General features: G+C 68.8%; 19 protein-coding genes. 8 read left to right on the top strand and 11 right to left on the bottom strand.

The annotated features are described in order from the left end of the window. Nucleotides 1-38: 38 nt before the first annotated feature. The 4 genes from AB0E69_RS08805 to AB0E69_RS08790 are packed head-to-tail and all read left to right on the top strand — an operon-like array spanning nucleotide 39 to nucleotide 5,056. On the top strand, nucleotides 39-1,331 hold the full coding sequence (locus tag AB0E69_RS08805) for an extracellular solute-binding protein (RefSeq protein ID WP_360141823.1): 1,293 nt from the start codon (nucleotides 39-41) through the stop codon (nucleotides 1,329-1,331). Beyond that, the gene (locus tag AB0E69_RS08800) at nucleotides 1,315-2,166 is read left to right on the top strand and encodes a sugar ABC transporter permease (RefSeq protein ID WP_360141821.1); all 852 of its coding nucleotides are present in this window, start codon (nucleotides 1,315-1,317) and stop codon (nucleotides 2,164-2,166) included. The genes AB0E69_RS08805 and AB0E69_RS08800 overlap by 17 nt, the downstream gene beginning before the upstream one ends. Beyond that, nucleotides 2,163-2,975: a carbohydrate ABC transporter permease gene (locus tag AB0E69_RS08795; RefSeq protein WP_360141819.1), complete on the top strand. Its 813-nt coding sequence runs from the start codon at nucleotides 2,163-2,165 to the stop codon at nucleotides 2,973-2,975. Before AB0E69_RS08800 ends, AB0E69_RS08795 begins: the two co-directional genes overlap by 4 nt. Continuing rightward, nucleotides 2,972-5,056, top strand: coding sequence for an alpha-galactosidase (locus AB0E69_RS08790; protein ID WP_360141817.1), 2,085 nt, complete (start codon nucleotides 2,972-2,974; stop codon nucleotides 5,054-5,056). Before AB0E69_RS08795 ends, AB0E69_RS08790 begins: the two co-directional genes overlap by 4 nt. A gap of 35 nt (nucleotides 5,057-5,091) precedes the next feature. Here the strand turns inward: AB0E69_RS08790 and AB0E69_RS08785 are convergent, their stop codons facing one another. After that, nucleotides 5,092-5,454, bottom strand: a complete 363-nt coding sequence (locus tag AB0E69_RS08785) for an MmpS family transport accessory protein (protein WP_360141815.1) — start codon at nucleotides 5,452-5,454, stop codon at nucleotides 5,092-5,094. 122 nt (nucleotides 5,455-5,576) lie between these two features. After that, on the bottom strand, nucleotides 5,577-6,461 hold the full coding sequence (locus tag AB0E69_RS08780; RefSeq protein ID WP_360141813.1) for an EamA family transporter: 885 nt from the start codon (nucleotides 6,459-6,461) through the stop codon (nucleotides 5,577-5,579). A gap of 83 nt (nucleotides 6,462-6,544) precedes the next feature. Here AB0E69_RS08780 and AB0E69_RS08775 point away from each other — a divergent pair, with 83 nt between their 5' ends. Next, nucleotides 6,545-7,426, top strand: coding sequence for a LysR family transcriptional regulator (locus tag AB0E69_RS08775; protein ID WP_360141811.1), 882 nt, complete (start codon nucleotides 6,545-6,547; stop codon nucleotides 7,424-7,426). On the opposite strand, the gene AB0E69_RS08770 is transcribed toward AB0E69_RS08775, so the two are convergent. After that, a complete protein-coding gene (locus AB0E69_RS08770; protein ID WP_360141809.1) occupies nucleotides 7,398-10,460 on the bottom strand; it encodes a S8 family serine peptidase in 3,063 nt (1,020 codons plus the stop codon). The two genes, AB0E69_RS08775 and AB0E69_RS08770, sit on opposite strands and share 29 nt — an antisense overlap. A gap of 151 nt (nucleotides 10,461-10,611) precedes the next feature. Further along, the gene (locus AB0E69_RS08765; RefSeq protein ID WP_360143008.1) at nucleotides 10,612-11,370 is read right to left on the bottom strand and encodes a class I SAM-dependent methyltransferase; all 759 of its coding nucleotides are present in this window, start codon (nucleotides 11,368-11,370) and stop codon (nucleotides 10,612-10,614) included. A 177-nt stretch (nucleotides 11,371-11,547) separates the two neighbouring features. Between AB0E69_RS08765 and AB0E69_RS08760 the strand changes: the two genes are divergently transcribed. Then, nucleotides 11,548-12,924 (top strand): FAD-dependent oxidoreductase, encoded by a 1,377-nt coding sequence (locus tag AB0E69_RS08760; protein ID WP_360141807.1) that lies wholly within the window; start codon nucleotides 11,548-11,550, stop codon nucleotides 12,922-12,924. Here the strand turns inward: AB0E69_RS08760 and AB0E69_RS08755 are convergent. Continuing rightward, complete coding sequence (locus AB0E69_RS08755) at nucleotides 12,902-14,209, bottom strand: peroxidase family protein (protein ID WP_360141805.1); 1,308 nt, start codon at nucleotides 14,207-14,209, stop codon at nucleotides 12,902-12,904. The genes AB0E69_RS08760 and AB0E69_RS08755 overlap by 23 nt on opposite strands. 148 nt (nucleotides 14,210-14,357) lie before the next feature. Between AB0E69_RS08755 and AB0E69_RS08750 the strand changes: the two genes are divergently transcribed. Continuing rightward, nucleotides 14,358-14,819, top strand: coding sequence for a nitroreductase/quinone reductase family protein (locus tag AB0E69_RS08750; RefSeq protein WP_360141803.1), 462 nt, complete (start codon nucleotides 14,358-14,360; stop codon nucleotides 14,817-14,819). A gap of 3 nt (nucleotides 14,820-14,822) precedes the next feature. Here AB0E69_RS08750 and AB0E69_RS08745 read toward each other — a convergent pair whose 3' ends face one another. Continuing rightward, complete coding sequence (locus tag AB0E69_RS08745) at nucleotides 14,823-16,787, bottom strand: heparinase II/III family protein (protein WP_360141801.1); 1,965 nt, start codon at nucleotides 16,785-16,787, stop codon at nucleotides 14,823-14,825. Then, complete coding sequence (locus AB0E69_RS08740) at nucleotides 16,766-18,223, bottom strand: MFS transporter (protein WP_360141799.1); 1,458 nt, start codon at nucleotides 18,221-18,223, stop codon at nucleotides 16,766-16,768. The genes AB0E69_RS08745 and AB0E69_RS08740 overlap by 22 nt, the downstream gene beginning before the upstream one ends. 129 nt (nucleotides 18,224-18,352) lie before the next feature. On the opposite strand from AB0E69_RS08740, the gene AB0E69_RS08735 reads away from it, so the two are divergent. Continuing rightward, nucleotides 18,353-21,946: a GH116 family glycosyl hydrolase gene (locus AB0E69_RS08735; protein WP_360141797.1), complete on the top strand. Its 3,594-nt coding sequence runs from the start codon at nucleotides 18,353-18,355 to the stop codon at nucleotides 21,944-21,946. 18 nt (nucleotides 21,947-21,964) lie between these two features. On the opposite strand, the gene AB0E69_RS08730 is transcribed toward AB0E69_RS08735, so the two are convergent. From AB0E69_RS08730 to AB0E69_RS08715, 4 genes are all read right to left on the bottom strand, one after another. After that, nucleotides 21,965-23,341 carry a glycoside hydrolase family 9 protein gene (locus AB0E69_RS08730; RefSeq protein ID WP_360141795.1) on the bottom strand — a complete coding sequence of 459 codons (1,377 nt, stop codon included), beginning with the start codon at nucleotides 23,339-23,341 and terminating at the stop codon, nucleotides 21,965-21,967. Nucleotides 23,342-23,649: 308 nt separating this feature from the next. Continuing rightward, nucleotides 23,650-24,687 carry an ABC transporter ATP-binding protein gene (locus AB0E69_RS08725; RefSeq protein ID WP_360141793.1) on the bottom strand — a complete coding sequence of 346 codons (1,038 nt, stop codon included), beginning with the start codon at nucleotides 24,685-24,687 and terminating at the stop codon, nucleotides 23,650-23,652. Next, nucleotides 24,684-25,679, bottom strand: a complete 996-nt coding sequence (locus AB0E69_RS08720) for an ABC transporter ATP-binding protein (protein WP_360141791.1) — start codon at nucleotides 25,677-25,679, stop codon at nucleotides 24,684-24,686. Before AB0E69_RS08720 ends, AB0E69_RS08725 begins: the two co-directional genes overlap by 4 nt. Beyond that, nucleotides 25,663-26,592 (bottom strand): ABC transporter permease, encoded by a 930-nt coding sequence (locus AB0E69_RS08715; protein ID WP_360141789.1) that lies wholly within the window; start codon nucleotides 26,590-26,592, stop codon nucleotides 25,663-25,665. The genes AB0E69_RS08720 and AB0E69_RS08715 overlap by 17 nt, the downstream gene beginning before the upstream one ends. Nucleotides 26,593-26,595: the final 3 nt, after the last annotated feature.

Genomic DNA, 26,595 nt, shown 5'->3' with positions numbered 1-26,595 from the left:
TATTCCATCGCATCGTACCGCCGTCGAGAGGAACCCTGATGAGATCGCGGTTGACGGTCACCCTGGCGGCCCTTCTGACGTTAGCGCTCGCCGGCTGTACGCAAGGCGGCAAGGCGGCGAGTACCGGCCAAAGTCCGGGCGGAACGGTCGAGCTGACCATGCTCACCTTCGAGACCCCGAACCTGCCGGCCACACTCTGGGACGCCGCCATCGCCCGGGTCGAGCAGAAGGTCCCCGGCGTCAAGATCAAGAAGCTGGTCACGCCGAACGTGGACCGGACGACGTACGCCAAGCAGCTGGCCAGCTCCGGTCAGCTGCCGGACGTAATGATCGCGGTGAACCCGCAGGGCTTCGCCGAGGGCGGTCAGCTCGCCGAGTTCACCCAGGACGACCTGAAGGACTTCGCCGACCCGACCTCGGGCGCGATCAAGGGCAAGATCTACCAGCTGCCGACGAACGCGCAGCCGCAGTCGCTGCTCTACTACAACAAGGACGACTTCGCGAAGGCGAAGATCAGCGCGCCGCCGAAGACGTGGACCGAGTTCCTCGCCGCCTGCGCCAAGCTGAAGGCGGCCGGGATCACGCCGATCGCGGTCGGCGGTGGCGGCCAGGACACCTTCGCCAGCATGTACACCTGGGTCGGCACCGTCGGCACGGACGTCTACCTGTCCGATCCGACGTTCTCCAAGGAGATCACCGACGGGTCGAAGACGTTCGACGACCCGGCGTTCGTGAAGGCGACCGACAAGGTCGCGCAGCTCGCCAAGCTCGGCTACCTGGACAAACAGGGCACCAGCCGGTCGTACGCCGACCACGAGAAGGCGTTCCGGGCCGGATCGGCCGCCATGTACCCGATGGGGTCGTGGTTCGCGACGTCGGCGGACAACGACAAGCCCAAGTTCGGCGTCGGCGTGTTCGCCTGGCCGTCCGACGACGGGAAGGCCGTCGTACCGAACCTGACCGGTGGTGGGCTGAGCGTCAGCGCGAAGGCCGAGAACGTGGACCTGGCGAAGAAGTTCGCGCTGGAGTGGACGAAGGACAAGGAGACGTCCGACGCGTTCACCAAGGCGGACGGGACGTTCAACACGATCAAGGGCTACCAGCCGCCGGCCGACATGGGACCGCTGTTCAAGGAGACGCTGGCGATCTACAACCAGGCGGTGAAGGACGGAACGGTCACGCCGGCGCTGTCGATCGAGCAGGGCGACAACGGTCTGCCCGCGGACATGACGGTCCCGGTGCAGCAGATCGCGGTCGAGCTCCTGAACGGCAAGTCCGATGCGAAGGCAGCGGTCACGAAACTGAACAAGGAATATGCGTCGCTCAAGTAGACCGCCCGTCCAGGCGATCCGGGAGTTCTCCGGCTTCGCCCTCCCTGGTCTGTTCCTCTACGCAGTGCTCGTGCTGGTTCCGATCGGCTGGACCTTCGTGCTCGGGTTCACCGACCGGAACCGGTTCGCGGCCGCGACGCACTGGGTCGGGACCGGCCAGTTCCACCGACTCTTCACCGACGACCAGTTCTGGCTGGTCCTGCGAAACACGTTTGTGGTCACCGTGATCGTGGTCGTGGTCCCGAACGTTCTCGGGCTCGCGATCGCGTTGCTGCTGAACCGGAACACGCTGCTCTACCGGTTGCTGAGATCGGTGTTCTTCACGCCGGTGATCCTGAGCGGCATCGTGGTCAGCGTCATCTGGCAGAGCGTGCTGCGGCTCGGGAACGTGGATTGGCTGGCGGATCCCGGCAAGGCGCTCTACACGATCTCCGGGATCCTCTGCTGGCAGATGCTCGGCTTCTGCGTCGTCGTCTACCTGGCCGGGCTGAACGGCGTACCGCGGGAGCTCTACGAGGCCGCGATCGTCGACGGCGCCGGGTGGTGGCGGCGGTTCGGGTCGATCACCTGGCCGATGATCGCCTCCTCGGTCACGATCAACACGGTGATGCTGCTGATCAGCGGCTTCAAGGTCTACGAGCACATCCTGGTGCTGACCAACGGCGGCCCGGGCCGGAACACCACCGCGTCGATCGCGTTCGACGTGATCGAGAAGGGCGTCCGCGGCGACCGGATCGGGTACGCCGCGGCCGAGGCGACCGTCATGCTCGCGATCATCGTCGCGCTCAGCGGGATCGTGCTGCGGCTGCTCCAACGACGAGAGGTGCAGCTGTGAGGACCCTCCGGCCGATCGCCGCGATCGCCCTGGCCGCTGTGTTCTTCTTCCCGGTGTACGTCGTCGTGACCGGGATGCTGAAGCCGGTCAAGGACATCCAGTCGTCGCCACTCGGCCTGCCCGTCCCGCCGACCGGTGCGAACCTGAGCGCGGTGCTCGGCCGGGATGACGGGCTCTACTGGTCGGCGTTGCTGAACAGCGTCCAGATCACCGTGCTCTCGGTCGTCGCGCTGACGTTGCTCTCGGCAATGTTGGCGCACTACCTGGTGCGCTCGCCGGCCCGCTGGACCAGGCCGGCGCTGCTGATGCTGCTGGCCGGTCTGATGATCCCGCCGGCCGTCATCCTGCAGCCGATCACGCAGGTGCTGAGCGCGGTCGGGCTGATGAATTCCGTGGTCGGCGTGGTCTGCGCGAACGTCGCTTACTATCTGCCGTTCGGCGTGTTCGTGTTCTCCGGGTTCATCGGTGGTGTCCCGGTCGAGATGGAGGAGGCTGCGAGTATCGACGGTGCGAGCCGGTTCCGGCTGTTCTGGCAGGTGGTGTTCCCGACGCTGCGCCCGGCGGCGGCCAGCGTGATGATCTTCCTCGGCGTCTGGGTGTGGAACGACTTCCTCACCCCGCTGATCGTGCTCGGCCCCGAGGCCGGGACAACGGTCACCGTCGGCGTCTACCGCTCGGTGGGGGAGTACTCGACCAACTTCGGGACGCTCTACGCGTTCTCGTTCCTGGCCTCGCTGCCGGTGCTGCTGTTCTTCGTCGCGCTGCAGAAACAGTTCGTCGCCGGGCTGACGGCGGGGGCGGTCAAGTGAGCATCTCGTTCGAGAACCGGGTCCTGCTGATCAGCACACCGGGTACGTCGTACTCCGCGTACCTCGGCGACGACGACATCCCGATCCACACCCACTGGGGTGCGCGGATCACGCCGGCCGACGCGCAGTACCTCGCCCGGACGACCGCCGACCGGTTGGCAAGGGAGTGGGAGAGCTTCCGGTCGGCGACGAACGGTCATGAGGAGTATCCGCTCGAGGGAGGGCTGCAGTTCGGGCGGGCGGCGTTGGCGCTGGCCGTCGGCGAGGTCCGGAGTGCCGATTGGTCGTTTGTTGATCATTCGAAGGATGAGCGCGAGCTTGCGTTGCACTTCGATGCGGGCGGTGTTCGAGTGATCATGCATTACCGGATCCACGAGGGCAGCGATGTGATCGACCGCTGGGTCTCGGTGCGCAACGAGTCGACGGCGTCGGTCGACGTACATCGGCTCGATTCCGCGGCCTGGGTGTTGCCGGAGCAGGCGGCGTACCGGATCTCCACGCTGACCGGGCGCTGGGCGGCCGAGACGCGCCTGCGCCGGCACGAGCTGGCCGAGGGACGGTTCGTGCTGGAGAGCCGGCGGGGGATCACGAGCCATCACGTGAACCCGTGGTTCGCAATCGACGACGGAACAGCGACCGAGGAGTACGGCGAGGTCTACAGCGCGGCCCTGCACTGGAGCGGGTCGTGGCGGATGCTTGCGCAGCACGAGCTCGACGAGCCGGTCCAGGCGTTGTTCGGCTGGGGCCACGAGGACTTCGGCCCGCGTCCGCTCGAGCCGGGCGAGGAGCTGATCACCCCGGTGTCCTCAGGTCTGTTCACGTCCGGTGGTTTTGGTACAGCGAGCCGCGCCTGGCACGCCTACGCGTTGCGCGAGGTGTTGCCGCGGGCAACCGAGGTACGGCCGGTGCTGTTCAACTCGTGGGAGGCGACCGGGTTCGCCGTCGACGAGGCGAGTCAGGTCGAGCTCGCGACGCAGGCGGCCGAGCTGGGCTGCGAGCTGTTCGTGCTGGACGACGGGTGGTTCGGCGGCCGGGTCGACGACACGACCGGACTCGGCGACTGGTGGGTCAACCGGGACCGCTTCCCGAACGGGTTGCAGCCGCTGATCTCCAAGGTGCACGCGCTCGGCATGGGCTTCGGCCTCTGGGTCGAGCCGGAGATGGTGAACCCGGACTCCGACCTGTACCGCGCGCACCCGGAATGGGTCTACCACTTCGAGGGCCGCGAGCCGCCGCTGCGTCGCAATCAGCTCGTCCTCAACCTAGCCCGTCCGGACGTCGCGCAGTGGGTCCTGGAGACGCTCGACGAACTGCTCACGGCCAACGACATCCAGTTCGTGAAGTGGGACATGAACCGCCCGTTCGCCGACACCGGTTGGCCGGCCGAGCCGTCGCGCCAGAGCCGGATCTGGTTCGACCACGTGACGGCGGTTTACGCGATCCTGGACGCGCTGCGGGCGAAGCACCCCGGTGTCGCGTTCGAGGCCTGCTCCGGCGGTGGCGGGCGGGTCGACCTCGGGATAATGGCGCGCACCGACCAGTTCTGGACGTCCGACAACACCGATGCGCTGGACCGGCGCTCGATCCAGCACGGGTTCAGCCAGCTGTACCCGGCGCGGACGATGTCCTGCTGGGTGACCGACGTACCGACGTTCATCAACAAGCGGACCGTGCCGCTGACGTACCGCTTCCACGTGGCGATGGCCGGCGTGCTCGGTATCGGTGGTGACCTGACCGAGTGGACGGCCGACGAGCTCGCACTGGCCCGGGCGTTGGTTGCCGAGTACAAGGAGTTTCGGCACGTCGTGCAGCTCGGCGCGCAGTACCGGCTGGGTGAGCCGGGACGTGGGCTGTCCGCCGTGCAGTACGTGCTTGACGGAGAGTCCGTCGTACTGGCGTATCAGGAGGCCCAGCAGTATGACAGCGCGCCCCGGCCGCTCCGCCTGCGAGGCCTCGACGCCGAGGCCACGTATGACGTCGAGGGCGAGGTGCTGTCGGGTTCGGTGTTGATGGCGAGCGGCCTCTCGCTGGTGTTGACGGGCGACTACGCCAGCCGGCTGATTCGGCTGAGTCGGCGGTAGGGCCGCGCGGGATCACCCGGCGGCCCCACCGGGGGTCAGCTGGTGCAGCTGGCGATGGCTGCCTCGCCCTTCGCGGTGGCGGTCTTCACCTGCTTGCCGTCCACCTCGATCACACAGGTCAGGGTCCCCTTCTGGCCGATGCTCGACTGCGCCGAGACCTGGTAGACCGGCAGCGCCGTCTTGATCTTCAACGTCTTGGTCCAGGGGATGGCCGTGTCGTTCGTCTGCTCGGTCGTGGTCGCGCCGTCCGTGGTGTAGGTCAGGTCCGCCTTCTTCGACGTACCGCTCACCTTGTAGACCACCGTGTGCTCCTTGCTCCCGGTCGCGTCCGCACTGCAGCCTGCAGTGACGACGACGCCCGCGGCGAGTGCACAAGACACGAGCGCTCGTGTTCTCATCGTTCCCCTCCTCAATGCATCCGGACCGGACTAGGCCGGAAGACGAACAGAATCGAGGGTCCAGAGGGTCAGGCAGTAGGAGATTCGAGCACGGTCGAAAGGTGCCGCCGGCCCCGATCGGGCTAGGCGTCGGCCGGCAGCGGTACGGCGCCGGCGGGCTCGTGACTCTGAGCTTCTTGTTCGCGATGGTTCGCAGCGCGCTCGGCGCCGATGCCGGCCGCGACGACGGAGGCGATGCCGAGGCAGGCGAGCAAGCCCGGCGGTTGACCAAGCAGCAGCCAGCCGATTAGTAGTGCGATCGCCGGCTCGAGGCTCATCAAGGTCCCGAACACGCCGGCGTCCAGCCGCCGCAGCGCCAGGTACTCCAGCGTGAACGGCACCACCGGAACCAGCAACGCCAGACCGAACCCGATCACGACCAGTTGCCAGGTCACCACCGGGATCGTGCTCGGCCCAGCCACCGCGGTCGCGACCAGTGCGGCCACCGGCATCGACACACCCATGCCTTGCAGACCGGTGACGTTCTCGCCGACGTGCTGAGTCAGGACGATGTACGCCGCCCAGCAGACGCCCGCACCGAGCGCGAACAGGACGCCGAGCCCGTCGACCGCACCGTGCCACGGTTGGGTCAGCAGCAGTACTCCGGCGAACGCCAGCGCGGGCCAGATCAGCCGGCCCCGACTGCGCAGTACGGCGACCGACAGCGGACCGAGGAACTCGAGCGCACTCGCCGTACCGAGCGGCAATCGCGCGGCTGCGGCCATGAACAGCAACGTGACCCCGCCGGTCGCGACGCCGAGACCGGCGGCGGCCAGGAACGATCCACGGTCGAACGAGCTCGGCCGCGGCCGGAACAGGACCAGCGCGAGAATCCCGGCAGCCGCGAGCCGCAACCAGGCGGCGCCTTCCGGGCCGACCCGGTCGAAGAGACCGACCGAGACGGCCAGGCCGAGCTGGACCAGCGTCATCGAGAGGACGGCGAAGGTCACGCCGGTACGGGTACGCATACGGTCCAGTGAAGCTCGCGGATCTCTTCGGGTCCACGTGAGAATCGTGGACATATCGTTCATCCCAGCTGAACAATGGCTTCGTGGACACCCGACGTCTCGAGTTGCTGCTGGCCCTGTCCCGGCTGGGCTCGATGCGCGCGGTGTCCGAGGCGCTCGGCGTGACTACGTCGACGGTCTCGCAGCAGATCGCCGCGTTGGCCAGAGAGGTCGGGACCCCGCTGCTGGAACCGGACGGCCGACGGGTCCGGCTCACTCCCGCCGGGCAGCGGCTGGCGGCGCACGCCGTACACATCCTGGCCGCGCACGAGGCGGCACGGGCCGATCTGGATCCGTCGGCCGAGCCTGCGGGGACGGTCCGGGTCGCCGCGTTTCACACCGCGATCCGGGTCGCGTTGCTGCCGGTCGTTCACCAGCTGGCGGTCGAGTATCCCGCCGTACGGCTGGAGATTCAGGAGCAGGAGCCGCCGCAGGCGATCGCGTTGCTGGAGCGCGACCAGGTCGATCTCGTGCTGAGCTACGACTACAACCTCGCGCCGGCGGCGATCGATCCGGCGTTCGAAGCCACCGCGCTGTGGGAGGCCGGGTGGAGTCTCGCGGTGCCGTCGCGCCGGGTGTCCGGTCCGGCGGTCGACGTGTTCGCGGAGTTCGCAACGAGCGACTGGATCGTGAACTCCCGGCACACCGCGGACGAGCAGGTGATCCGCACGATCGCCGCGCTGGCCGGCTTCGAACCGCGCGTCACCCAACGGGCCGACAGCCTCGAACTGGTGCTGCAGATGATCATCGCCGGCCTCGGCGTCGCGTTACTGCCCGCCGCCTATCCGAAGACGGCGGGCATCTCCCTACGCCGGTTGCGCGATCCCGAGCCGCGGCTGCGGGCGCATGCGCTCATCCGCCGCGGGCGGGGCGGATGGGCGCCCCTCGCGCTCCTGCTCAGCCTCCTGTCACGGCATAGGCGTTGATGATCGTCTCGGTGGCGGTCGTCCCGGCCGCGTCGGTGATCGTGCTCCGGAGCGAAACCGATCCCTTCGGTGTCGGGAAGGTCGCCTGGCACGCGCGTACGCCGACGCAGTCGACGCGGGCCGCGTGCCACGTCGTACCGCCGTCGCCGGAGTACTCGACGTTCAGGGACCGCACGGCCGAGGTACTGCCGGTGGCGAGCACCGGGAGTCTCGTCGTCGGGGTCCATTGCGCCGTGTTGGCGTTGTCGACGGCCGGTCGGTAGCCGATCGCCCACAACGGGATGGTCGCGTTGCCAGCCTGCGAGTTGAAGGTGGCACGGTAGTCGAGCTGCTGCCCGCCCACCCGAGTTGCCGACGCCTCGAAACGGTACGTCGCTTGCTCCGGGGGCAGGCCGTCGGCGTCCACGCGGCTGTAGTTGTCGGACTGTGTCACGAGCGTGTCGTTGCGGTAGAGCTTCGCCGACTCGGCTGTGGTGGCCGCGTCGCCGAGGTGCCCGTCCGCATCCGCGAGCCTGGTCAGCGAAACCTGCAGGTCAGCGTCCGCACGGGTTGCCGATACCGCGCCGATGCTGCGGACCGCCGCGTTCCAGCGCTCCCGGTAGGTCTGGCCGGCACGGTAGGTCGTCGGTTCTGCGGACGTCAGCACGGTCACCGGGTCGCCGGCGGTCGTTTCCTCGACGAGCTGGTTCCACTTCGCGGTTCCGGCATCGACGTGCTGGACGATCGTCGCCGGTGCGCCGAGCGTGCTGGGCAGAGTGAAGGGCTGGTGGTCGTTGATCGTCGGAGCCGTGGTCAGCTGGAAGCCGTCGCCGCCGACCCGGTTGAGGGTTGTCGTGATCGTCGCGAGGTCCTGGTCGCGGACCGTGCGCTGGAAGCCGGTCGGGTAGCGGCCGTCGACCTTGTCGGCCGTGTGGTACGCGGTCGACGGACCGTACCAGTCGGAGGCGATGACCGACGAGAACTGGTTCGCAGGCAGCGCCGGCCCGAGCCCGAGGGTGTAGAGGTCCTTGCCGTCGAAAGCGCCCAGGTACTGGTCGATGCGGATTGCGCCGTCCGGCGACGTGCGAATGTAGTCGGCCATCTGCAGCGACCGATGGAGGCCGCGCTGCGGTACGGAGATGGCGACCTTACGGGCCTGGCGGGCGTCGAAGGTGAGGGTGTGGTCTGCGGTCACGTGGACCGTCGGCTGCACCAGCCCGTACGTCGCGTCGCCTTCGATGATGGCGTCGACCGCGTAGTCGCCCGGCGTGAGCCGGACCCGTGCGGTGCCGTTGTCGGCGAGCACGTACGTCGGGGTGGAGCCGTCGAGCGGCCAGATGTTCACGCTCGGGCTGCTGGCCGGGGCGCCGTCCGGACCGGTGACGTTCACGGTGAGGTCGTAGGCCTCGATCTCCTTGACCACGGTCACCGGGACGTGGACCTTGCCGCCGTCGGGCCAGGTGGCAACGACCTGGCCGACGTAACGACCGTCGGCGCCGTTGTGGTTGGTGTTCGAGGTGACTTGGAGCGGTGCCGATCCGCCGGCGGGGATGGTGAGGTGGCCGGCGCTGACGGTCAGCGCGCTGACAGGCGCCGGCGTACCGTTCGGGGCGGTGAACTCGGTGCTGACGGCAAGCGTCACCGGGGTCGTTCCGGTATTGCGGTAGGTCAGGGTTCGGGTGACCGGCTGGTCGTCGGTGTGCGGGAAGCTTGCCGAGCCGAAGGAGATGCTCGCGGGACCCGCGATGACGGGCTGCGCGACCGCGCGAGCGACGTCGATGCGACCGGCGCCCTGGTCGAAGATGCCTTGGTCAGGGCCCGGCTTGGCGGAGTTCATCAGGGCGCTCTTGAGCTCGGGTGCCTTCCAGTCCGGGTGTTGCTGGAGCAGCAGTGCGGCGGCGCCGGCGACGTGCGGCGCGGCCATCGACGTACCCGAGAGGCGGGTGTAGTACTGGTTGACCGGCTCGCCCCACGTGCCTTCGGACGAGCGCGCGGCCACGATGCCGACGCCGGGTGCGGTGACGTCGGGCTTGAGCTCTGCGCCCGCGGGACCGCGGCTGGAGAAGGGTGCGAGGGTGTCGTCGCGGTCCACGGCGCCGACGGTGAGCGCCGCCGCGGCGCGGCCGGGCGACAGGATCGTGCCGGTTGGTCCTATGTTGCCAGCGGCAACGACGAAGAGGACGCCGGTCTCCGCGGTGAGCGTGTTGATCGCTTGCTCGAGTGGGTCGTCCGGGCGCTCGCCGGGGAAGCCGAGGCTGATGTTCACGACCTGGGCGTGCATGTCGCGGGCGGCCCACTCCATCCCGGCCAGGACGCTGGAGTCGTCGCAGACGACGTCGCTGCAGGATTTCGCGTCGTACAGCGTCGCGTCCGGTGCGACTCCGCGGTACAGACCGTCGGAGGCGGCGCCGCTGCCGGCGATGATCGAGGCGACGTGGGTGCCGTGGCCGAGCTGGTCGCCGGGTACGTCGCCCTCGAACGTCTTCACGCCGGCGATCCGTGGCGCCAGGTCGGGGTGCTTGTCGATCCCGCTGTCGATGACGGCGACCCGGACGCCCTTGCCGGTGTACCCGGCCGCCCAGGCCGCGGGTGCGCCGATCTGCTTGGTCGACCGGTCGAGCAGGAGATGGCGCTTCGCGTCGAGCCAGACGTGCTGTACTGCGGGACTGGTCGCGACCGTGCTGAGGAAGGCGGCTGCCGACTGCTTGCTCACCTTGCCGGCCGTGGCGTTGAGCGAGGTGAACGATCGCGTGGTGGTGAGTGCCTTCAGCGCCGGTCGCGTCTTCCTCTTCGAGTAGCCGATGATGACCGGAACGGCTGCCGTGTGCGCGTCGTCGTACCCGGACTCGATCAGGCCGGTCACGTCGAACAGCAGGCGGTCGAGGCGGCCGGTGTCGACGAGCGGGCGGACGTCGGACGGGATGACGGTGAGCCGGCCCTTCACCTTGGTTGCGCTGAAGGACAGCTTCGTCCGGCCCGGACCAGGCTGGATCGACGGCACTGAACCGGTCAGCGAGACCCGGTCGCCGGTGATCAGCGTGACCGTCTTCGTCACCGTCCTTGGCTCTGCCCGGCCCGGGGTGGGTGGCGGGTCAGCTGCTGCTGGGACTCCAGGTATGAGCAGGGCCGTCGTTACGACCAAAGCCAACCAGGTACGAGCAACCGGCACAGGGCACCTCCACGACGAGCAGGGTGGGTCGCCCTGATTACGTGACGAGCTGTGCCGGACGTTGCATCTTGACGGCGTGGATCAGTTGAACAGAGATGTTCTTTCGATCGAAGAGCTGGGTCAGTCGACTGCCTTGGCGAAGGGCGAGCGAGTACGCCGGGTGCCGGCGGTACCGCGCTTGCACCAGCGCGGTCACCGCGTCGGCCCGACGGGTCCAGGACAGCGGCACGCCCGCGGGCCGCTCGATCTGCTCGATCAGGTCGAACCCGGCGTCGTTGAGCAACGCAACCAGCTCGTCCTGCGTGGGGAAGTAGTTGCCGTCCGGCGGCCGCAGGACCGGATGGTCGGCCACCACCACGAGCAGTCCGAGCGGCGCGTCCGGGACGAGCACGCGATGGATCTCGCGGAGGATCGACAGCTTGTCCTCGACCGTGCACAACACTCCCAGGCACCAAGCGGCATCCACGGACTCCGATCGCAGCGGGATCTGGTGGCCAGCGGCGGCCACGACCGGCAGGCCGAAGAGCCGAGCCGCGGCTCGTCCGGCGGCCGGCATCGGCTCGAGCAGCACCGGTTTCACCCCGAAGTGCTTCGCCACCCATGCCGCCGGCCCGCCCGATCCGGCCCCAACATCCAGCAGCCGATCCCCGGCGGACAATTCACAAGCTTCCGCAAGCCAGGCCAACGCGGCTGGACTCGAGCTACCCCGGCAGGCCGCCGGAATCGCGTGCTCGCCCCCCAGGTGCTCCACCGCCTCAGCCGTCCAAGCAGCAACGTCATCGAACTCAGCCACCATCGCCGCCGCAGTCACCACGCCCACCTCCACGCCCCAACCCGACCTCCAGCTTGCCTCCGCCCAGTCTTCGCCCGCTACCAGCGCCCGGTCCGGACCAGACGCCGCGGGTCCTGTACCCGGATCGCGTTGCGCTCTAGCCTCTTGTGGGGGCGATGAGCGATGGGACGGAGGACCGTGGTGCGCAGGATCCTGGTGGTCGGTGGTGGGTATGCCGGTTTCTACACGGCATGGCGGCTGGAGAAGAAGCTGCGGCGGGACGAGGCCGAGGTGGTCGTGATCGACCCGCGGCCGTACATGACCTACCAGCCGTTCCTGCCCGAGGTGGTCGCCGGCTCGGTCGAGGCGCGGCACGCGGCCGTCTCGCTGCGGCGCAACCTGCGCCGGACGAAGATCGTCGCCGGCATGGTCACCGGCATCTCGCACGCCGACAAGACCGTCACCATCCACCCGTCGCAGGGGCCCGACTACACGATGACGTACGACGTGATCGCGGTGACCGCGGGCGCGGTCACGCGGACGTTCGACGTACCGGGGGTGGCGGAGCGGGCGATCGGGATGAAGCACGTCGAGGAGGCGGTCGCGATCCGGGACCGGCTGCTCACGGCCTTCGACGAGGCGGCCGGGCTGGAGCCCGGGCCCGCGCGGCGGCGGTTGCTGACGATCACCTTCGTCGGCGGCGGGTTCTCCGGTGTCGAGGGATGCGCGGAGCTGCTCTCGCTGGCCACGGCGCTGGTGAAGAAGTACCCGGAGCTCTCCGAGGGCGACCTCGCGTTCCACCTGGTCGAGGCGACCGGGCGGATCCTGCCCGAGGTGAGCGACAAGCCCGGCGAGTGGGTGGTGAGGATGTTCGAGCGCCGCGGTGCGGTCGTGCACCTGAACACCACGATGGTGTCGGCCGACGACGGGCACGTGGTGCTCTCGGACGGCAGCGAGTTCGACTCCGAGCTGATCGTGTGGACGGCCGGCAACGCGGCGACCCGGCTGCTGAAGAACCACACCGACCTCCCGCACACCGCGCGCGGGCTGGTCCAGGTGCGCGCCGACCTGCGGATCGGTACCGAGGACGAGATCGTGCCGGACGCGTGGGCCGCCGGCGACGACGCGGCCGTGCCGGACCTCTCGGCGGAGAGCCCGACCGGGTACACGGTCCCGAACGCGCAGAACGCCGTACGGCAGGGGAAGCTGCTGGCGAAGAACCTGAAGCGGTCGCTGCGCGGCAAGGAGCCGAAGAACTACGTGCACCACAGCCTCGGCGCGATCGCGACGCTCGGGCTCGGCACCGGGATCTTCCAGTACCGCGGGCTCGTCATCAAGGGCGTGCTGGCGTGGCTGATGCACCGCGGCTACCACGTCCTTGCGGTCCCGACCTGGGACCGCAAGGTGCGGGTGTTCCTGGTGTGGGTCGCGTCGTTCTTCTACGGCCGCGACATCGTCTCGCTGGCCTCGGTCCAGAGCCCGCGCGAGGCGTTCCAGTCCGCGGCCGGCGTGACGAAAGCTGATGAGAGGGCCGGTGAGAAGGTGGAGGAGAAGCTCAGTGTGACCCACCCGGGATGAGTAGGTCGGTGAGGTCGAAGCGCGGACCCGCAGCAGGCAGGACCGGCTGCCAGTCGGGCTCCAGGCTGAGGTAGCTGACCGGGTCGGCGCGGAGCAGTCCGATCAGCACCTCGGCCACGATCCGCCCGCCGACCGGGCCCAGCCGGGTCCCGTCGCCGAGCTGCTCGGACTCCTTCAGGATGTAGAACCACAACGGCGTACCGTCCGGCCAGGTGTCCTTGACCAGCGGCGGTACGCCGAGCAGTTCGGCCACCTGCTCGCCACTCGGCAGACCGGTCGTGTCGCCGCGGAGCAGGTCGCGGACGGCCAGCGACTTGTACGCCGCTTCGTCGACCTCGCCGGTGACCCGTTCGGGCAGGCCGATCAGGCTCGCCGCGAGCCGGCCGTCGAGGCGCTTCGCCCGTTGCGCGGCCGGACGGCCCGGTACGTCGAACACCTGGGTGAGGTCGAGCCGCCGGCCGGCCGGTTGGGGACCGAAGCCGACCAGGTCCGGGAAGAGCGGAAGCTCGGGACCGTCCTCGACGAGCCGGTACGTGTGCCGGATCTGCCCGTGCCCGTAGCGGTACGCCGCATCCGCGAACTCCAGCGGGATGAACGCCTGGTTCGGCCCCGGCGCGAACCACCGGCCGCCGTTCGCGAGCACGTCGTCGACGAGCGGCTGCCCGACCAGCCGCGGCAGGAAGTCGTGCACCACGATCCACTGGTAGTGCCAGATCAGCGTGATCCGCGCCTTCTCGAACACGTCCTGCTCCGGTACGCCGTGCGCCCGCAGGTGGTCGACGATCCGGTTGTGCGCGCGCAGGAGCGCCACGTGCAGCGTCAGCGAGAACAGGTGGACGTCGTTGCGCGGGTCACCGATCAGCGCCACCCCCTGCTGGTTGCGCGGTACGTCGTACCCGTCCGGGCCGAGCAGGAACTTGGCCGGGTCGTCGAGGTCGAAGAGGTACGGCGTACCGACCGGGCCGTCGGCGTACAGCATCTCGAGGTTGAGCTTCGGCGACCGCGCGTTCCGCAGGGCCTCGGTCTCGACGCCGCCGGTGATCGGCGACCGGTCCGCGGTGGTGTCGTGCGCGACCAGCTGCCCGAAGAACGGCCAGCCGGCTGCCTCGGTCGAGTCGTCGCCGCCGGTGCCGAGGTCCAGCTCCGCCGCGGCGTCGCAGATCCCGCCGTCGCCGCCCGCCCGCATCAGCACGTGCGGGTCGGTGCCCAGCGGCGGCAGCCCGCGGAACATCCGCCCGTACCGCGCGCCGCCGGTCGGCCGGTCGACGGACCGCGCCAAGCTCAAGCAATGATCCTGCCCTGCGGGGTGCGCACTCATCCGGTTGCTCTCCTGTCGTCTCGGACCCAGGAACAAGGACAGCACAGCCGCCCAAGTTGTGACTGGTCAGGAATCGAGAAGCGTGCCCGGGGCCGCCGCTCGTAGCGTTCTGGGTATGACGAAAACCTCGGAGCAGCAGACCAGGAAGCCCGGTACGCCGGGGACGCTCTCGCGCTGGTTCCAGCGCACGATGAACGCGCGCACCAGCGCCAAGATCCGCCGCGGCAAGGCGAGCCTGATGGGGATGGACCTCCTCGTCCTGAAGACCGTCGGACGGCGCAGCGGCGAGCTCCGCGAGACACCGCTGGCCCGCTTCGCGGACGGCGACGGGTGGCTGGTGGTGGCCTCGGGCGGCGGCAGCCAGCACCCGGACTGGCACGCGAACCTGGCCGCTCACCCCGATCGGGTGCAGGTCGGGCTCCCCGGCGAGGACGCGAAGCCGGCCGTCGCCGAAACCCTCACCGGCGAGGACCGCGCCCGCGCCTGGCAGCTCATCACCAGCGCCCAGCCGCGCTACGCGAAGTACCAGCAGAAGTCCGATCGCGAGTACCCGATCATCCGCCTGACCGCCCGGTGACGGCTACTTGATCCGGGTCATGCGGCCGTCGGCGAGGATGCGGATCGTCGCCTTCTTGGCGCCGACCTGGAGGTCGACGAAGAACATGTCGCCGATGGTGCGGGTGCTGAAGGTGGCGGTCTCGGTCGCGGCCGTGGGGACGATCGCGGAGAGGATCGAGGCCGAGCTGCCGTTGCGGTTGAACTTGACCACCGGTGCGGGCTCGCGGTGGAAGATGTCCGGGTAGTACCAGCCCTGGACGGGATCCTGCTGGGCCTGTACGACGCTGATGGCGTCGGCCGGGAGCTCGTGCTGGTAGGGGATCTGGAGCAGGTAGGTCTTGGACTTGTCGCCGGGCTTGGCGGCCACGGCCGTCGTACCCGACTGGACCGTGACCTTCTGGTCCGGGGCGAGGTGCCAGAGGGTCTCGTACCGTTGGTCGCTCGCCGACTGACCGCGGTCGAGCGTGATGACGAGGTCGGGGTCCTTCAGCACCAGCACGTCGCGGCTGCGGTTGACGCCGGGTGCGGGGGAGTCGGTCAACGAGTACGACTCCCAGGTCGGTGCGATCGTGGCCCGGACCAGGCGGGTGTCGACTGGGGTGGTCGCCGCGGACGGGATCGTCATCACGTTGTGCGCGGTCGCGCTCTTCGTCCACGCCTGCCACTTGTCGAGCTGGTAGCCGGAGTGGCCGGGGTCGATCAGGATGTCCCGCCCGTGCGAGGCGTACGTGATCGACATGTGGTCGTCGTGGCCGTGGTACCGCCGCGACGGGCCGAAGCGGATCGCGTACGTCGACTCCTGCGTGAACGGGCGCGACTTGCCCCACCCGGTCCGGCCGAAGATGTACCCGGCGTCGAAGACCGCGGCCCGGCGCCCCGGTTCCGGACCCTTCTTCCCGAGGCTGGCGACGTACTCCAGCGGTGTGCCCTCGGCCGTGCCGGGTCGCTGCCGGACCGCGTCGCCGACCTGGTTGAGGTCGCCGGTCGACTTGGTCGCCAGCGCCAGCCACTCCGAGAGCGCGGCGCGGCGCTGGTTGATCACCGGTCCGGGATCCCAGCCGCAGCGCTGCAGGGTGGAGACCGCGCGGCCCCACAGCGTGTAGTTGAACATCGCGTACCCGATCGACTGCTCGTTGGTCGAGCCCTGCGGGTCGATGGCCTGCGTGATCGCCTGCGTGAGCCGCTCGACGGCGAGCTGCTTCAGCGGCGTCCGGTGCAGCGTGCAGCCGACGCCGAACATCGCGATGCTCTCGTCGGTGCCATGGTTCGACGGGCCGCTCCAGTTCGCGATCATGAACTGGGCATGGTCGACCAGCGCCTGGTCGAGCCAGGCGTACTGCGACGGCAGCGAGCTGACGTGCATCCCAGCCAGCACGGCCTGGCGGGCGCAGAGCAGCACGTTGGTCCGGTGCATCGTCGACTCCCAGGCGCCGACGTCGACCTTCCAGGAGTACGGGTTGTCCTGGACCCAGTCGTGGATGATCGCCATCACGTGCGTCAGCGCCTTACGGTCACCGCGCTCGGCGGCCTGGATGCCCTGCCCGAGCCAGCGGAGCGAGTGCAGCCACATGTACCAGCTGGGCTTCTTGTACGGGTCGGACTTCCAGTTGACGTCGCCGTTCCCGTCGCCGACCTGGTACGGCGGATCGTCGCCCCAGACGAACGTGTCCTGGTAGATCATCGACACCGGCACGCGGGACTCGATCCCGCTGTAGCCGGTGCACGCATAGCTGTTGGTGTTGGCGACCGGCTTCTCCGGCGGGGGAGTCGCCGGGGTGTCGACGCCGGGGAGCGGCTCATCCTCGCTGGGAGCGACGGCCTTGGCGGCGGTCGAGCTCGGCTTGGGGACGCTCGGTTCCGGCTGACCGGTGGCGGCGGCCGGCGTACCCGCGTCGCGGTGGCCCGGCATCAGGACCCGGACGGCGCCCGCGAAGGCGATACCGCAGACAAGGACGCAGACGACCGTCAGTGCGACGGTCGTGCCCACCCGCCTTCGCTGCTGCGCCGACACTCACTACCCCCACTCGGCCCCAAGCTCTCTTCACCATAGACGACGCTTGGGGGCGGAAAAGTTGCATCCGGCACCGCTTTCAGCCTGGCAGCTGCCACCAGCAGACCGAGGAAACTGGCCCCGGCGGCAACCAGCGCGCAGGTGATGAAGCCTCGGGTCAGGTTCTGCGCCGTGCCGAGGAGCGGGCCGAAGGTGGCGACACCGATGGCGCCGCCGATCTGGCGCGAGGTGTTGAAAGCCGCCGAGGCGGCGCCGTGCAGGCCGGGTTCGACCGCGGCGATGGACTGCGCGGTCATGGTCGGGACGAGCAGGCCGGAGCTGATACCGATCGGGACCAGCGCGAGGATCATCGGCCAGACCGCGGCCGCCGTACTGGCCCAGGCAAGGCCGAGGAGCGCCAGCATCAAGACGGATTGGGCAACGACGAGGAGCCGCGGGCGCCCGATGCGGCGGGTTATCGGTGCGGAGAGGAGGTTGGCGATCGAGATCAGGCCGGTCAGTGGGAGGAACAACAGGCCGGTGGTCAGTGCGCTGAGGCCGCGGCCCTGCTGGAGCAGCAGGCTCATCGTGAACAGCACGCCGTAGAAGGCGAAGTTGAGCAGGGTGCCTTGGGCGGCGGCCGCGGTGAATCCGCGGTCGGCGTACAGCTGGAGCGGCAGCAGCGGCTGCCGGATCGTGCGCTCGATGCCGATGAAGGCGGCTGCTCCGGCGATGGCGAGACCGGCCGCGGTGATGATCGCCGGGTCGAGCCAGCCGCGACCGGGGGCTTCGATCAGCGCGAAGACCAGGCCGCCGATGAAGACGGTGGCGGTGGCCACACCGGCCAGGTCGAGGCGGCGGACTCGGCGTACGACGGCGGGCATCGAGACCAGGCTCCAGATCAGGGCGGGGATGCCCAGGACGACGTTGACCGCGAAGACGGCTCGCCAGTTCGCGAGGGCGACCAGGCCGCCGCCGAGCAGCGGTCCCGCTGCCATGCCGGCGCCACCGGCCGCTGCCCACCAGCCGACCAGACGCTGCCGTGCGTGCTCGTCCGTCGCCGACGCGGTCGCGAGCACGAGGGCGCTGGGGAGGAGGAGTGCGGAGCCGGCGCCTTGGACCAGGCGGGCCAGGTTGAGCATCAGCATCGAGGTGGCTGCTGCGCAGACCGCTGAGGCCCCGGTGAAGACCACCAGGCCGGTGATGAAGGCTCGCTTCGCGCCGATCGTGTCGGCGATCGCGCCGGCGCCGAGCATCAGGGCCGCGAACGACAGCGTGTAGGCGTTGAGCGACCACTCGAGCTCGGCCCGGGTCGCGTTCAGGTGCGCGGCGAGCTGCGCCACGGTGACGTTCACGATCGTGCCGTCGACGAAGACCATGAACGACGCGATGAGCGCGAGCGCGACGACCGATCGGCGATGTTCGACAGGCATGAAACACATTCTAGATCATTGTTTGATCCAGGTCGAACAATATCTCAGCCATTGACCTCGCGCCCGGCGCTGCTTACGGTGTCGGAAATCGATTTCTCCTGCAGTAACCGCCCATTCGAGGAGAACGTCATGGATGTCAGTGTGCTGCCCGCCGGCTGTACGAATCGGGCCTGTGCGGGGGACTGTCCGCGTGCCGCGTTGAGCCGCCGGACCTTCGTCGCGTTGAGTGCGTCCGCGGTTGGGGCGTTGGCGATGCAAGGCCGGGCGTTGGCTGCTCCGGTGGTGCCGGACACCGGGGTGTTGTACGGGCGGGGCAAGCCGACGGAATACTCCGGAGCCTCGCTGGCGCGGATCGGGATGCCGGTCGGCGGCGGGACGACCGGGCAGGTCTATCTGAGTGGGGATGGGCGGTTGTGGGCGTGGGACGTCTTCAATCCGTCGTCGTTCCCGCTGGGTGGGGCCGACTTCTCCGGTCACCACTATGCGTTTCCGTTGTCGGCCGACGATCCGGGGGCCGGGCGGTTCCGGCAGGGGTTCGCGGTGCGGACCGTGGCCTGGGGACGGACGACGACGCGGACGATCGACGCCGCCGGCTTCGACGATGTCCGGTTCACGGGGTCGTACCCGATCGGACGCGTCTCGTACGCCGACTCCAGGAGCCCGGTGCAGGTGTCGCTCGAGGCGTTCTCGCCGTTCGTGCCGCTGGCGACGCTGGACTCGACGCTGCCGACGACGATCATGGCGTTCACGGTGCGGAACACGTCGTCGAGCCGGGTCCGGGCGACGCTGCTCGGGTACTCCGAGAACCCGGTCTGCATCGACAGCCGGGAGCGGCAGCCGACCAAGCTGCGGGCGCGCGGGTTCCGCGGCGGGATCGAGTTCGGCGCGGTCGACGATCTGGACACCGGGCCGGGCGACATCCTGTTCGAGGACTGGGAGAAGGACACCTACGAGGGGTGGACGGTTACCGGCGACGCGTTCGGCGCCGGACCGGTCCGGCAGTTCGAGTTGCCGAACCTGATGAAGCGGTTCGGCGATCTCAACGTCTCCGGCACCCGGTTCGTCACGTCGTACAACCTGACCGCTGGTGATCGATCGATCGGGAAGCTGACCAGTCGATCGTTCACGATCGAGCGACGGTACGTCGTGGTCGGCGTCGGCGGCGGGGCGCACCCGGGCGAGACCTGCGTGAATGTCGTTGTCGACGGCAACGTCGTGGCCTCCGCGACCGGGGCGGAGAGCGAACCGCTGGTCGGGCAGATGCTGGATGTCGGTGCCTACCTGGGCCGGACCGCGCGGATCGAGATCGTCGACGCGTCCACCGGCGGGTGGGGGCACATCAACTGCGACGCGATCGTCTTCACCGACCGGCCGGACATCGTGTTCGAGACCTGGGACCGGACGACGTACGACGGCTGGACGGTGACCGGCGATGCGTTCGGTGCCGGGCCGGTGACCGCGGCCGAGACGCCGGACGGGTTCCGGCGGGCGTTCGGGCTGCGGACGGACCTGAACGTGAGCGGCCGGTTCGTCACGTCGTACAACTTCCGCGGGACCGGCGATCCCGACAGGTACACCGGGTCGCTGACCAGCCGGGACTTCGTGATCGAGCGACGGTTCGTGACGGCGTGGGTCGGCGGCGGCCACCACCTGGGCGAGACCTGCCTGAACGTCGTGGTCGACGGGGTAGTGGTCGCGAGTACGGCCGGGACGGACATCGAGCCGTTGACTGCGGTGTCGATGGATGTCGGCAAGTACGCGGGGCGGACCGCGCACATCCAGATCGTCGATACCAACACCGGCGGCTGGGGTCATGTGAACGTCGACCGGATCATCTTCAGCGATCGGCCGATCCGCCGGCAGCCGGTGGTGGAGCGGCCCGATGGCGGCACGTTCGCGCTGGCCGCTCTGGTGCCGGATGCGGTGTCGCGGCCGTCGATCGCTTCCTGGACGAACGTCGACGAGCTCTTCGACGCACCGACCGGGCCGGTCGAGACGGGCGAGTCGCAGGCGGGCACCGTTTCGGCGACTGTCTCGCTGGCTCCCGGTGAGTCCCGGACCGTGCGCTTCGCGTTCGGCTGGTTCTTCCCGAATCCAGAGCGGGAGTTGTTCTCCGAGCTGGTCGGCGCGGCGACCTTCCGCCGGCACTACGCGACACGTTTCTCGTCAGCTCGTGACGTGGTCTCGTACGTCAGCCGCGAGGTCGATCGACTCGAACGGGACACGAAGCTCTGGGCGAAGACGTGGTACGACGACTCGTCGCTTCCGCACTGGTTCCTGGAGCGGACGCTGGCGACGGCGTCGACGTTGGCCACGAGTACCTGCTACCGGTGGGACGACGGCCGGTTCTACGCGTGGGAGGGCGTGTACTGCTGCGCCGGGACCTGCGAGCACGTCTGGAACTACGCGCAGGCCATCGCGCGGCTGTTCCCCGAGCTGGAGCGGGACACCCGCGAACGCGTCGATCTCGGGATCGCGTTCCGGCCAACGGGCGAGATCGGGAACCGGGGCGAATCCGGGGACGCGTCGAGCTCGTTCGCGGACGGCCAGCCGGGCACGGTGCTCCGAATCTACCGCGAGCATCAGATGAGCAAGGACTCCGCGTTCCTGAAGCGGGTCTGGCCGCGGGTGCGGACGGCCGTGGAGTTCCTGGTCACGCATCGGGACGGGCTGGACGAGGACGGGATCTTCCGCGGCTCCCAATGGAACACGCTGGACACCGAGTGGTTCGGCGAGATCCCGTGGATCAGCGGTCTGTACGTCGCCGCATTGCGTGCAGCTGCGGCGATGGCCACGGAGATGGGGGATCCGGTCGCGGCCAGGTACGCGCGGATCGCCGATCGCGGGTCGGCGTACCTCTCGTCGTCGCTGTTCAACCGGGAGTACGGGTACTACGTGCAGAAGGTGGATCCGGCGCACCCGGCGGAGAACAGCAACCGGGGTCTGTTCATCGACCAGATGTACGGGCAGACGTACGCCGCTCAGCTCGGGCTGCCGCGGGTGTTCCCGGCGGACCAGGCGCGAACGGCGCTGCGCAAGCTGTACGAGTCGAACTTCCGCGCGGACCCGGGGACGTACCACCCGCCGGGCATCGGGCCGGGGCGGGTGTACACGTCGGCGAACGAGTCCGGCGTGATCATGGCGACCTGGCCGCACGGCGGATCGGACGAGACGCACGGCCTGGTCTACTTCAACGAGGTGTGGACCGGGCAGGAGTACCAGTTCGCCGCGCACCTGTTCTCCGAGGGCATGACCATGGAGGCGCTCGCGGTCACCCGGGCCATGTACGACCGCTACTCCGCCACCAAACGCAATCCCTACAACGAGATCGAGGCCAGCGACCACTACGCCCGAGCGATGATGGGCTTCGGGGTGTACCTGGCCGCGTGCGGCTACGAGTACCACGGCCCGCGCGGTCACCTGGGCTTTGCTCCTCGGCTCAACCCGGAGGACTTCCGCTGCGCCTTCACGGCCGCTGAGGGCTGGGGGCTTTACCGGCAGCGTCGTACCTCGCACTCGCTGACCGCCTCGCTCGAGGTTCGCTCCGGACAGGTTCGCCTGAACACGCTCTCCTTCGAGACGGCCCGCCCACCTCGTCACGTCGAGGTCCGCGTCGGACACGTCCGGGTCCCTGCTCAACTAGTTGCCACTGGCGACCGGGTCGTCGTCACGCTGTCCCGCGCGGTGGTCGTGGACCGAGACTTGGAGGTGACGCTCACCTAGCCGACACCTGGCCGACGCTCACCTGGCCGACGCGGCCGCCAGCAGGAACCAGCCCGTGTGCGGGATCCACTGCTCGGCCCAGCGCCACTCCTCACCGGGTGGCGCGTCGGCCGGCAGGAACGCGATGTCGTCCTCGTCGCTCCACCCTGAGGTGATCCCGTTCACGATGCCGCCCGGGAGGTTGGGGAAGTCCGAGTGGTAGTCCACGTTGTTCCGGCCGCTGCCTTGCAACATGCAAACGTCGAACGGATTCCGACCGAGGATCCAGGCCAGTTGGTCATCGGCGAACACCTGCAGTTGCGCCCGATGCTCCGCACTGACCCGAGCACAAGCACTGGCGGCGGCCGAGAGGCTCGCGATCGCCGCGTTCTCCCCCTGCCACCAGTACCCGGTCTCGTTCTCATGCGGGAAGAAGAACGTGCCGGCGGCATTCCTGGGATAACCGAACGGATTACCAGCCGTACGCCGCACCACGTCGACCATCGCTCGCACAGCAGTCTCCCGCGCAGCCGACGCCTGCGGAAACACCTCCGCATACCGAAGCAACGCAAGCACAGGCAACCCAGGCTCAACCGCATGCACAAACGGCCGCCCATCCCCATCCGCCCGAAAGCAGCCACCCGAGTATCTCGAAACGAGAGCGGCCGCACGCCGATGAGCAGCCTCGGCGGCCGGTTGGTAGCCGGCAGCAATCAACTCGACCGCAGCTAGGAGGGCGCAGTAGTCGTCGAGGATTGTTTCTGTGCCGTCGAACAGGTACTCGTGGTTGTGGTGTTCGAGGTGTTGGAAGGCGTCCGCAGCAGTCGACAGGTAGGTGGATCTTGGGAAGTCGCCGTCGTCGTCCGTTGTCGACGCGCGGGCCAGCGCGGCTATCGCCAGGCCTGCGCCGTGGCGGTAGGAGGCCTGGTAGCGGGGAGTGCGGACGGAGTTTTGGAGCGGGGCGGTGATGTAGCGCTCGTCGAGTTGTTTGGTGAGGGCGTCGAAGATGCCGGTGTAGAAGTAGCCGTCGGGGGAGCGGAAGCGGACCAGGAAGTCGGCGCCGTGGAGGGCCTCGTCGCGGAGTTTCGTGCTCAGGAGGCGGGTCAGCGCCGGGTGGTGAGTGGTGATCTGGTCGCGGGCGGAGAGCATCGCCCAGGCGCAGAGCGGGATCTGCTGGGGGCTCATGGTCTTCGTGTAGGTCAGGTGGGAGAGGAACTTGCTCGTGTCGCCGCTCGCGTCCAGCCAGCCGCCGCGGGCGTCGACCGTCGTACCGGATTTGTCGTCCCACAACTGCGCGGTTCGGTCCTTGCGGTCGATCTCGCCGGAGGAGCGCATGGCTTTGAAGTACGCGAGGACGTCGGGCATTGTGCGGCGCTGGAGGTGGTCGGGCTGTACGACGAACGGGGCCGAGCGCACTGAACCTACCCGGACCGTGTAAGTGCCGGGCGGGAGGTCATCAGGTAATGGAATGCGCGAGCACGGACGAATGCTCCACCCAGGCACCTGCACCGCAGGCCCAGGACTCAAAAGCAGTGGTGCGAATCCTGGGCCTGTTCCCTCCGGGAGTCTTGAGTCTGTTCCCTCCGGGAGTTCTGGGCCCGTTCCCTCCACGGGGTCTGGGTTGGTTCGCTCGAGGAGTGCGGTGATGGGGCCTTCGGCAGCTACTAGCACGACAGCACCGCCTGCCTCGGTGTTGTGGCCGAGGTGGGAGGTGAGGAGGTGCATCAGGGGGTGAAGCCTGGGTCGGGTTCGGCGACGTGGCAGGCGGCTTTGTGGTTTTCGCCGAGGAGGCGGGGGAGTGGCGTGACCTCGTGGCACTTGTCGATGGCCAGGGGGCAGCGCCAGCGGAAGCGGCAGCCGGGGGTCGGGTCGATGACCTTGGGCGGTTCGCCGGTGTCGCCTTCGACCGCGGCTGTCAGCGGTGCGCGCGGGTCGGGGACGGCGCCGAGGAGCAGGTCCGTGTAGGGGTGCTTCGGGTTCGAGAGCACCGCCTCGGTCGGACCGGACTCGACGATGTGCCCGGCGTACATGATCGCCAACCGGTCGGCGACGTACCGTGCGCTCGCGATGTCGTGCGTGATGTACAGGAACGACACCCCTTCGGAGCGGCGCAGCTCCGCCATCAGGTTGAGCAGCCCGATCCGGATCGACACGTCCAGCATCGACACCGGCTCGTCGGCCAGGATCAGCTTCGGCTTGTGCGCGAGCGCCTGCGCGAACCCGATTCGTTGCCGCTGGCCACCACTCAGCTCGTACGGGTACCGGTGCATGACGTCGCCGGCCGGGGACAGCCCGACCGCCTCGACCACCCGCTCCGCCTCGGTCATCAGCTGGTCGCGCGAGGTGAGATCGCGCCGGTGCAGCTTCAGGCTGCGCAGGATCCCGTGCGACACCCGGAACGCCGGGTTCAGCGAGCTGAACGGGTCCTGGAACACCATCGGTACCTCGGCCCGGTACGACAGGTACTGCTTCCGCGACCGGAACTCGGCCAGCGACCGGCCCTGGTACAGGATGTCGCCGCTCGTCGGCTTGTAGACCCCCGCGAGCAACCGCGCGATCGTGCTCTTCCCGCTGCCGCTCTCACCGGCCAGCGCGACGATCTCCTGCCGCCCGATGGTCAGGTCGACATCGTCCACCGCGTGCAGCAGCTGCCGCGAGAACCCACGCCCGACCCGGAAGTGCCGGGTGAGCTGCTTCGTCTCGAGCAACGGACCCGACTCCGCCTGGACGGCTGCGGTTGCGTCCACATCCACCGACGTCATGACTTCACCTCACTGACCGGCTTCACCGACGGAGCATGCAGCAGGCACCGCGCCTGCACCGCCCCGACCTGGTACAACTCCGGCTCGATCTTCGGGCAGTCCTCGAACGCCTTCGGGCAGCGCGGCTGGAACCGGCAGCCCGGCGGTGGCGAGGCCAGGTTGGGTGGGCTCCCGGGGATCCCGGTCAGCGGCACCTTCGGCCCGCGGATCGACGGGAACGCGTCCAGCAGCCCTTCGCTGTACGGATGCTCCGGGTGGTCGAACACCGCGCGCGTGTCGCCGAACTCGACCACCTGCCCGGCGTACATCACCACGAGCTTGTCGCTGAAATGGCTGACCAGCGACATGTCGTGGGTGACGAAGATGACCGCGAACCCGAGCTGCCGCTGGAGCTGCTTGATCTGCACCATCAGCGACCGCTGCGCGACCACGTCCAGCGCCGACGTCGGCTCGTCCATGATGATCAGGTCCGGCGTGAACAGCAGCGCCATCGCGATCATCGCCCGCTGCCGCATCCCGCCGCTGAGCTGGTGCGGGTAGCTCTGCAGGTGGATCGGGTCGATGCCGACCAGCCGCAGTACCTCGGCCGGCCGGTCGTCGTCGACGGGCTCGTCGTGCGCCATGATCGTGTCCTTGAACTGCGCACCGATGCTCTTCACCGGGTTCAGCGCGTTCATCGCGCTCTGCATCACCACGGAGAAGTCCCGCCAGCGCAGCGCCGACAGCTTCTTCTCGTTCATCGCGACCAGGTTCTGGCCGAGGAACGTGACGCTGCCGCCGGTGATCGCGGCCGGCGAGCTGAGCAGCTGTGCGATCGCGAACAGCAGCGTCGACTTGCCGCAGCCGGACTCACCGACCACGCCGACGAACTCGCCGGCGTGGACGGTGAGATCGACCTTGTCGACTGCGACGACCGGACTCGCCCCGGTGTCGTACTCGACCGTCAGATCCCGGACCTCGAGCAGGGTCCGGCCTTCAGACTGACTTGGCACGTCGCCTCCGAACCGGCCGTAGCGCCGGGTTACTGATCTCGTCGAACGCGTAGTTGAGCAGGGCGAACGAAACGCCGAGCAGGGCCACCGCCAGACCTGGCGAGAGCGCCCACGCGGGCAGGCCGTTCACCAGGGCGCCCTGGTTCTGCGCCCAGTAGAGCATCGTGCCCCAGCTCAGCGAGTTGGGGTCGCCGAGGCCGAGGAACTGCAGGCCGGCCGCGGTGAGGACGGAGTACAGCGCGGCACCGAGGAAGTTCGCGACGATCAGCGAGATCATCGTCGGCAGCACCTCGACCACGATGATGTACGAGCGTCGCTCGCCGCGGACCCGGGCCGACTCGAGGAAGTCGCGGTTGCGCAGCGACAGCGCCTGCGCCCGCATCTGCCGCGCGCCGTACGACCAACCGGTCAGGATCAGCACGATCACGATCACGGTCAGGTTGCCCTTACCGGCGTACGTCGCGAGCACGATGATCAGCGGGAACGTCGGCAGGACGAGAAAGATGTCGGTCAGCATCGACAGCCCGTCGTCGGCGAACCCGCCCAGATACGCCGCGGAGACGCCGATGATGACCGACAAGAAGGTGGCACCCAGACCCGCGACGATCGCGATCACGAGCGATTCCCGGGTGCTGTAGACGAGTTGCGCGTAGACGTCCTGCCCGAGCCCCGTCGTGCCCAGCCAGTGGCTGCCCGACGGGTGCTGCAGCGGCAGGTCGCCGATCGCCTGTGGATCGTGGTGCGCGCCCGGCACGAACACCCCCGGGAACAGGGCGAGCAGGATGAAGAGGAACAGCAAGACCGCCCCCAGCATGGCCTTGCGGTTCCTCAGCACGGCCCGGATCAGGCCGCCGCGGGGACGCCGGGTCGCACCCGTGGTGGGTGCCGCAGTACCAGCAACGATTGCGCTCATGGC

Origin of the sequence: Kribbella sp. NPDC026611, assembly GCF_040638345.1 — a bacterium.
In the GTDB taxonomy this organism is placed as follows: Bacteria; Actinomycetota; Actinomycetes; order Propionibacteriales; family Kribbellaceae; genus Kribbella.
The sequence above is the reverse complement of the archived record's forward strand: the minus strand, read 5'-3'. Positions and strand labels throughout refer to the sequence as shown.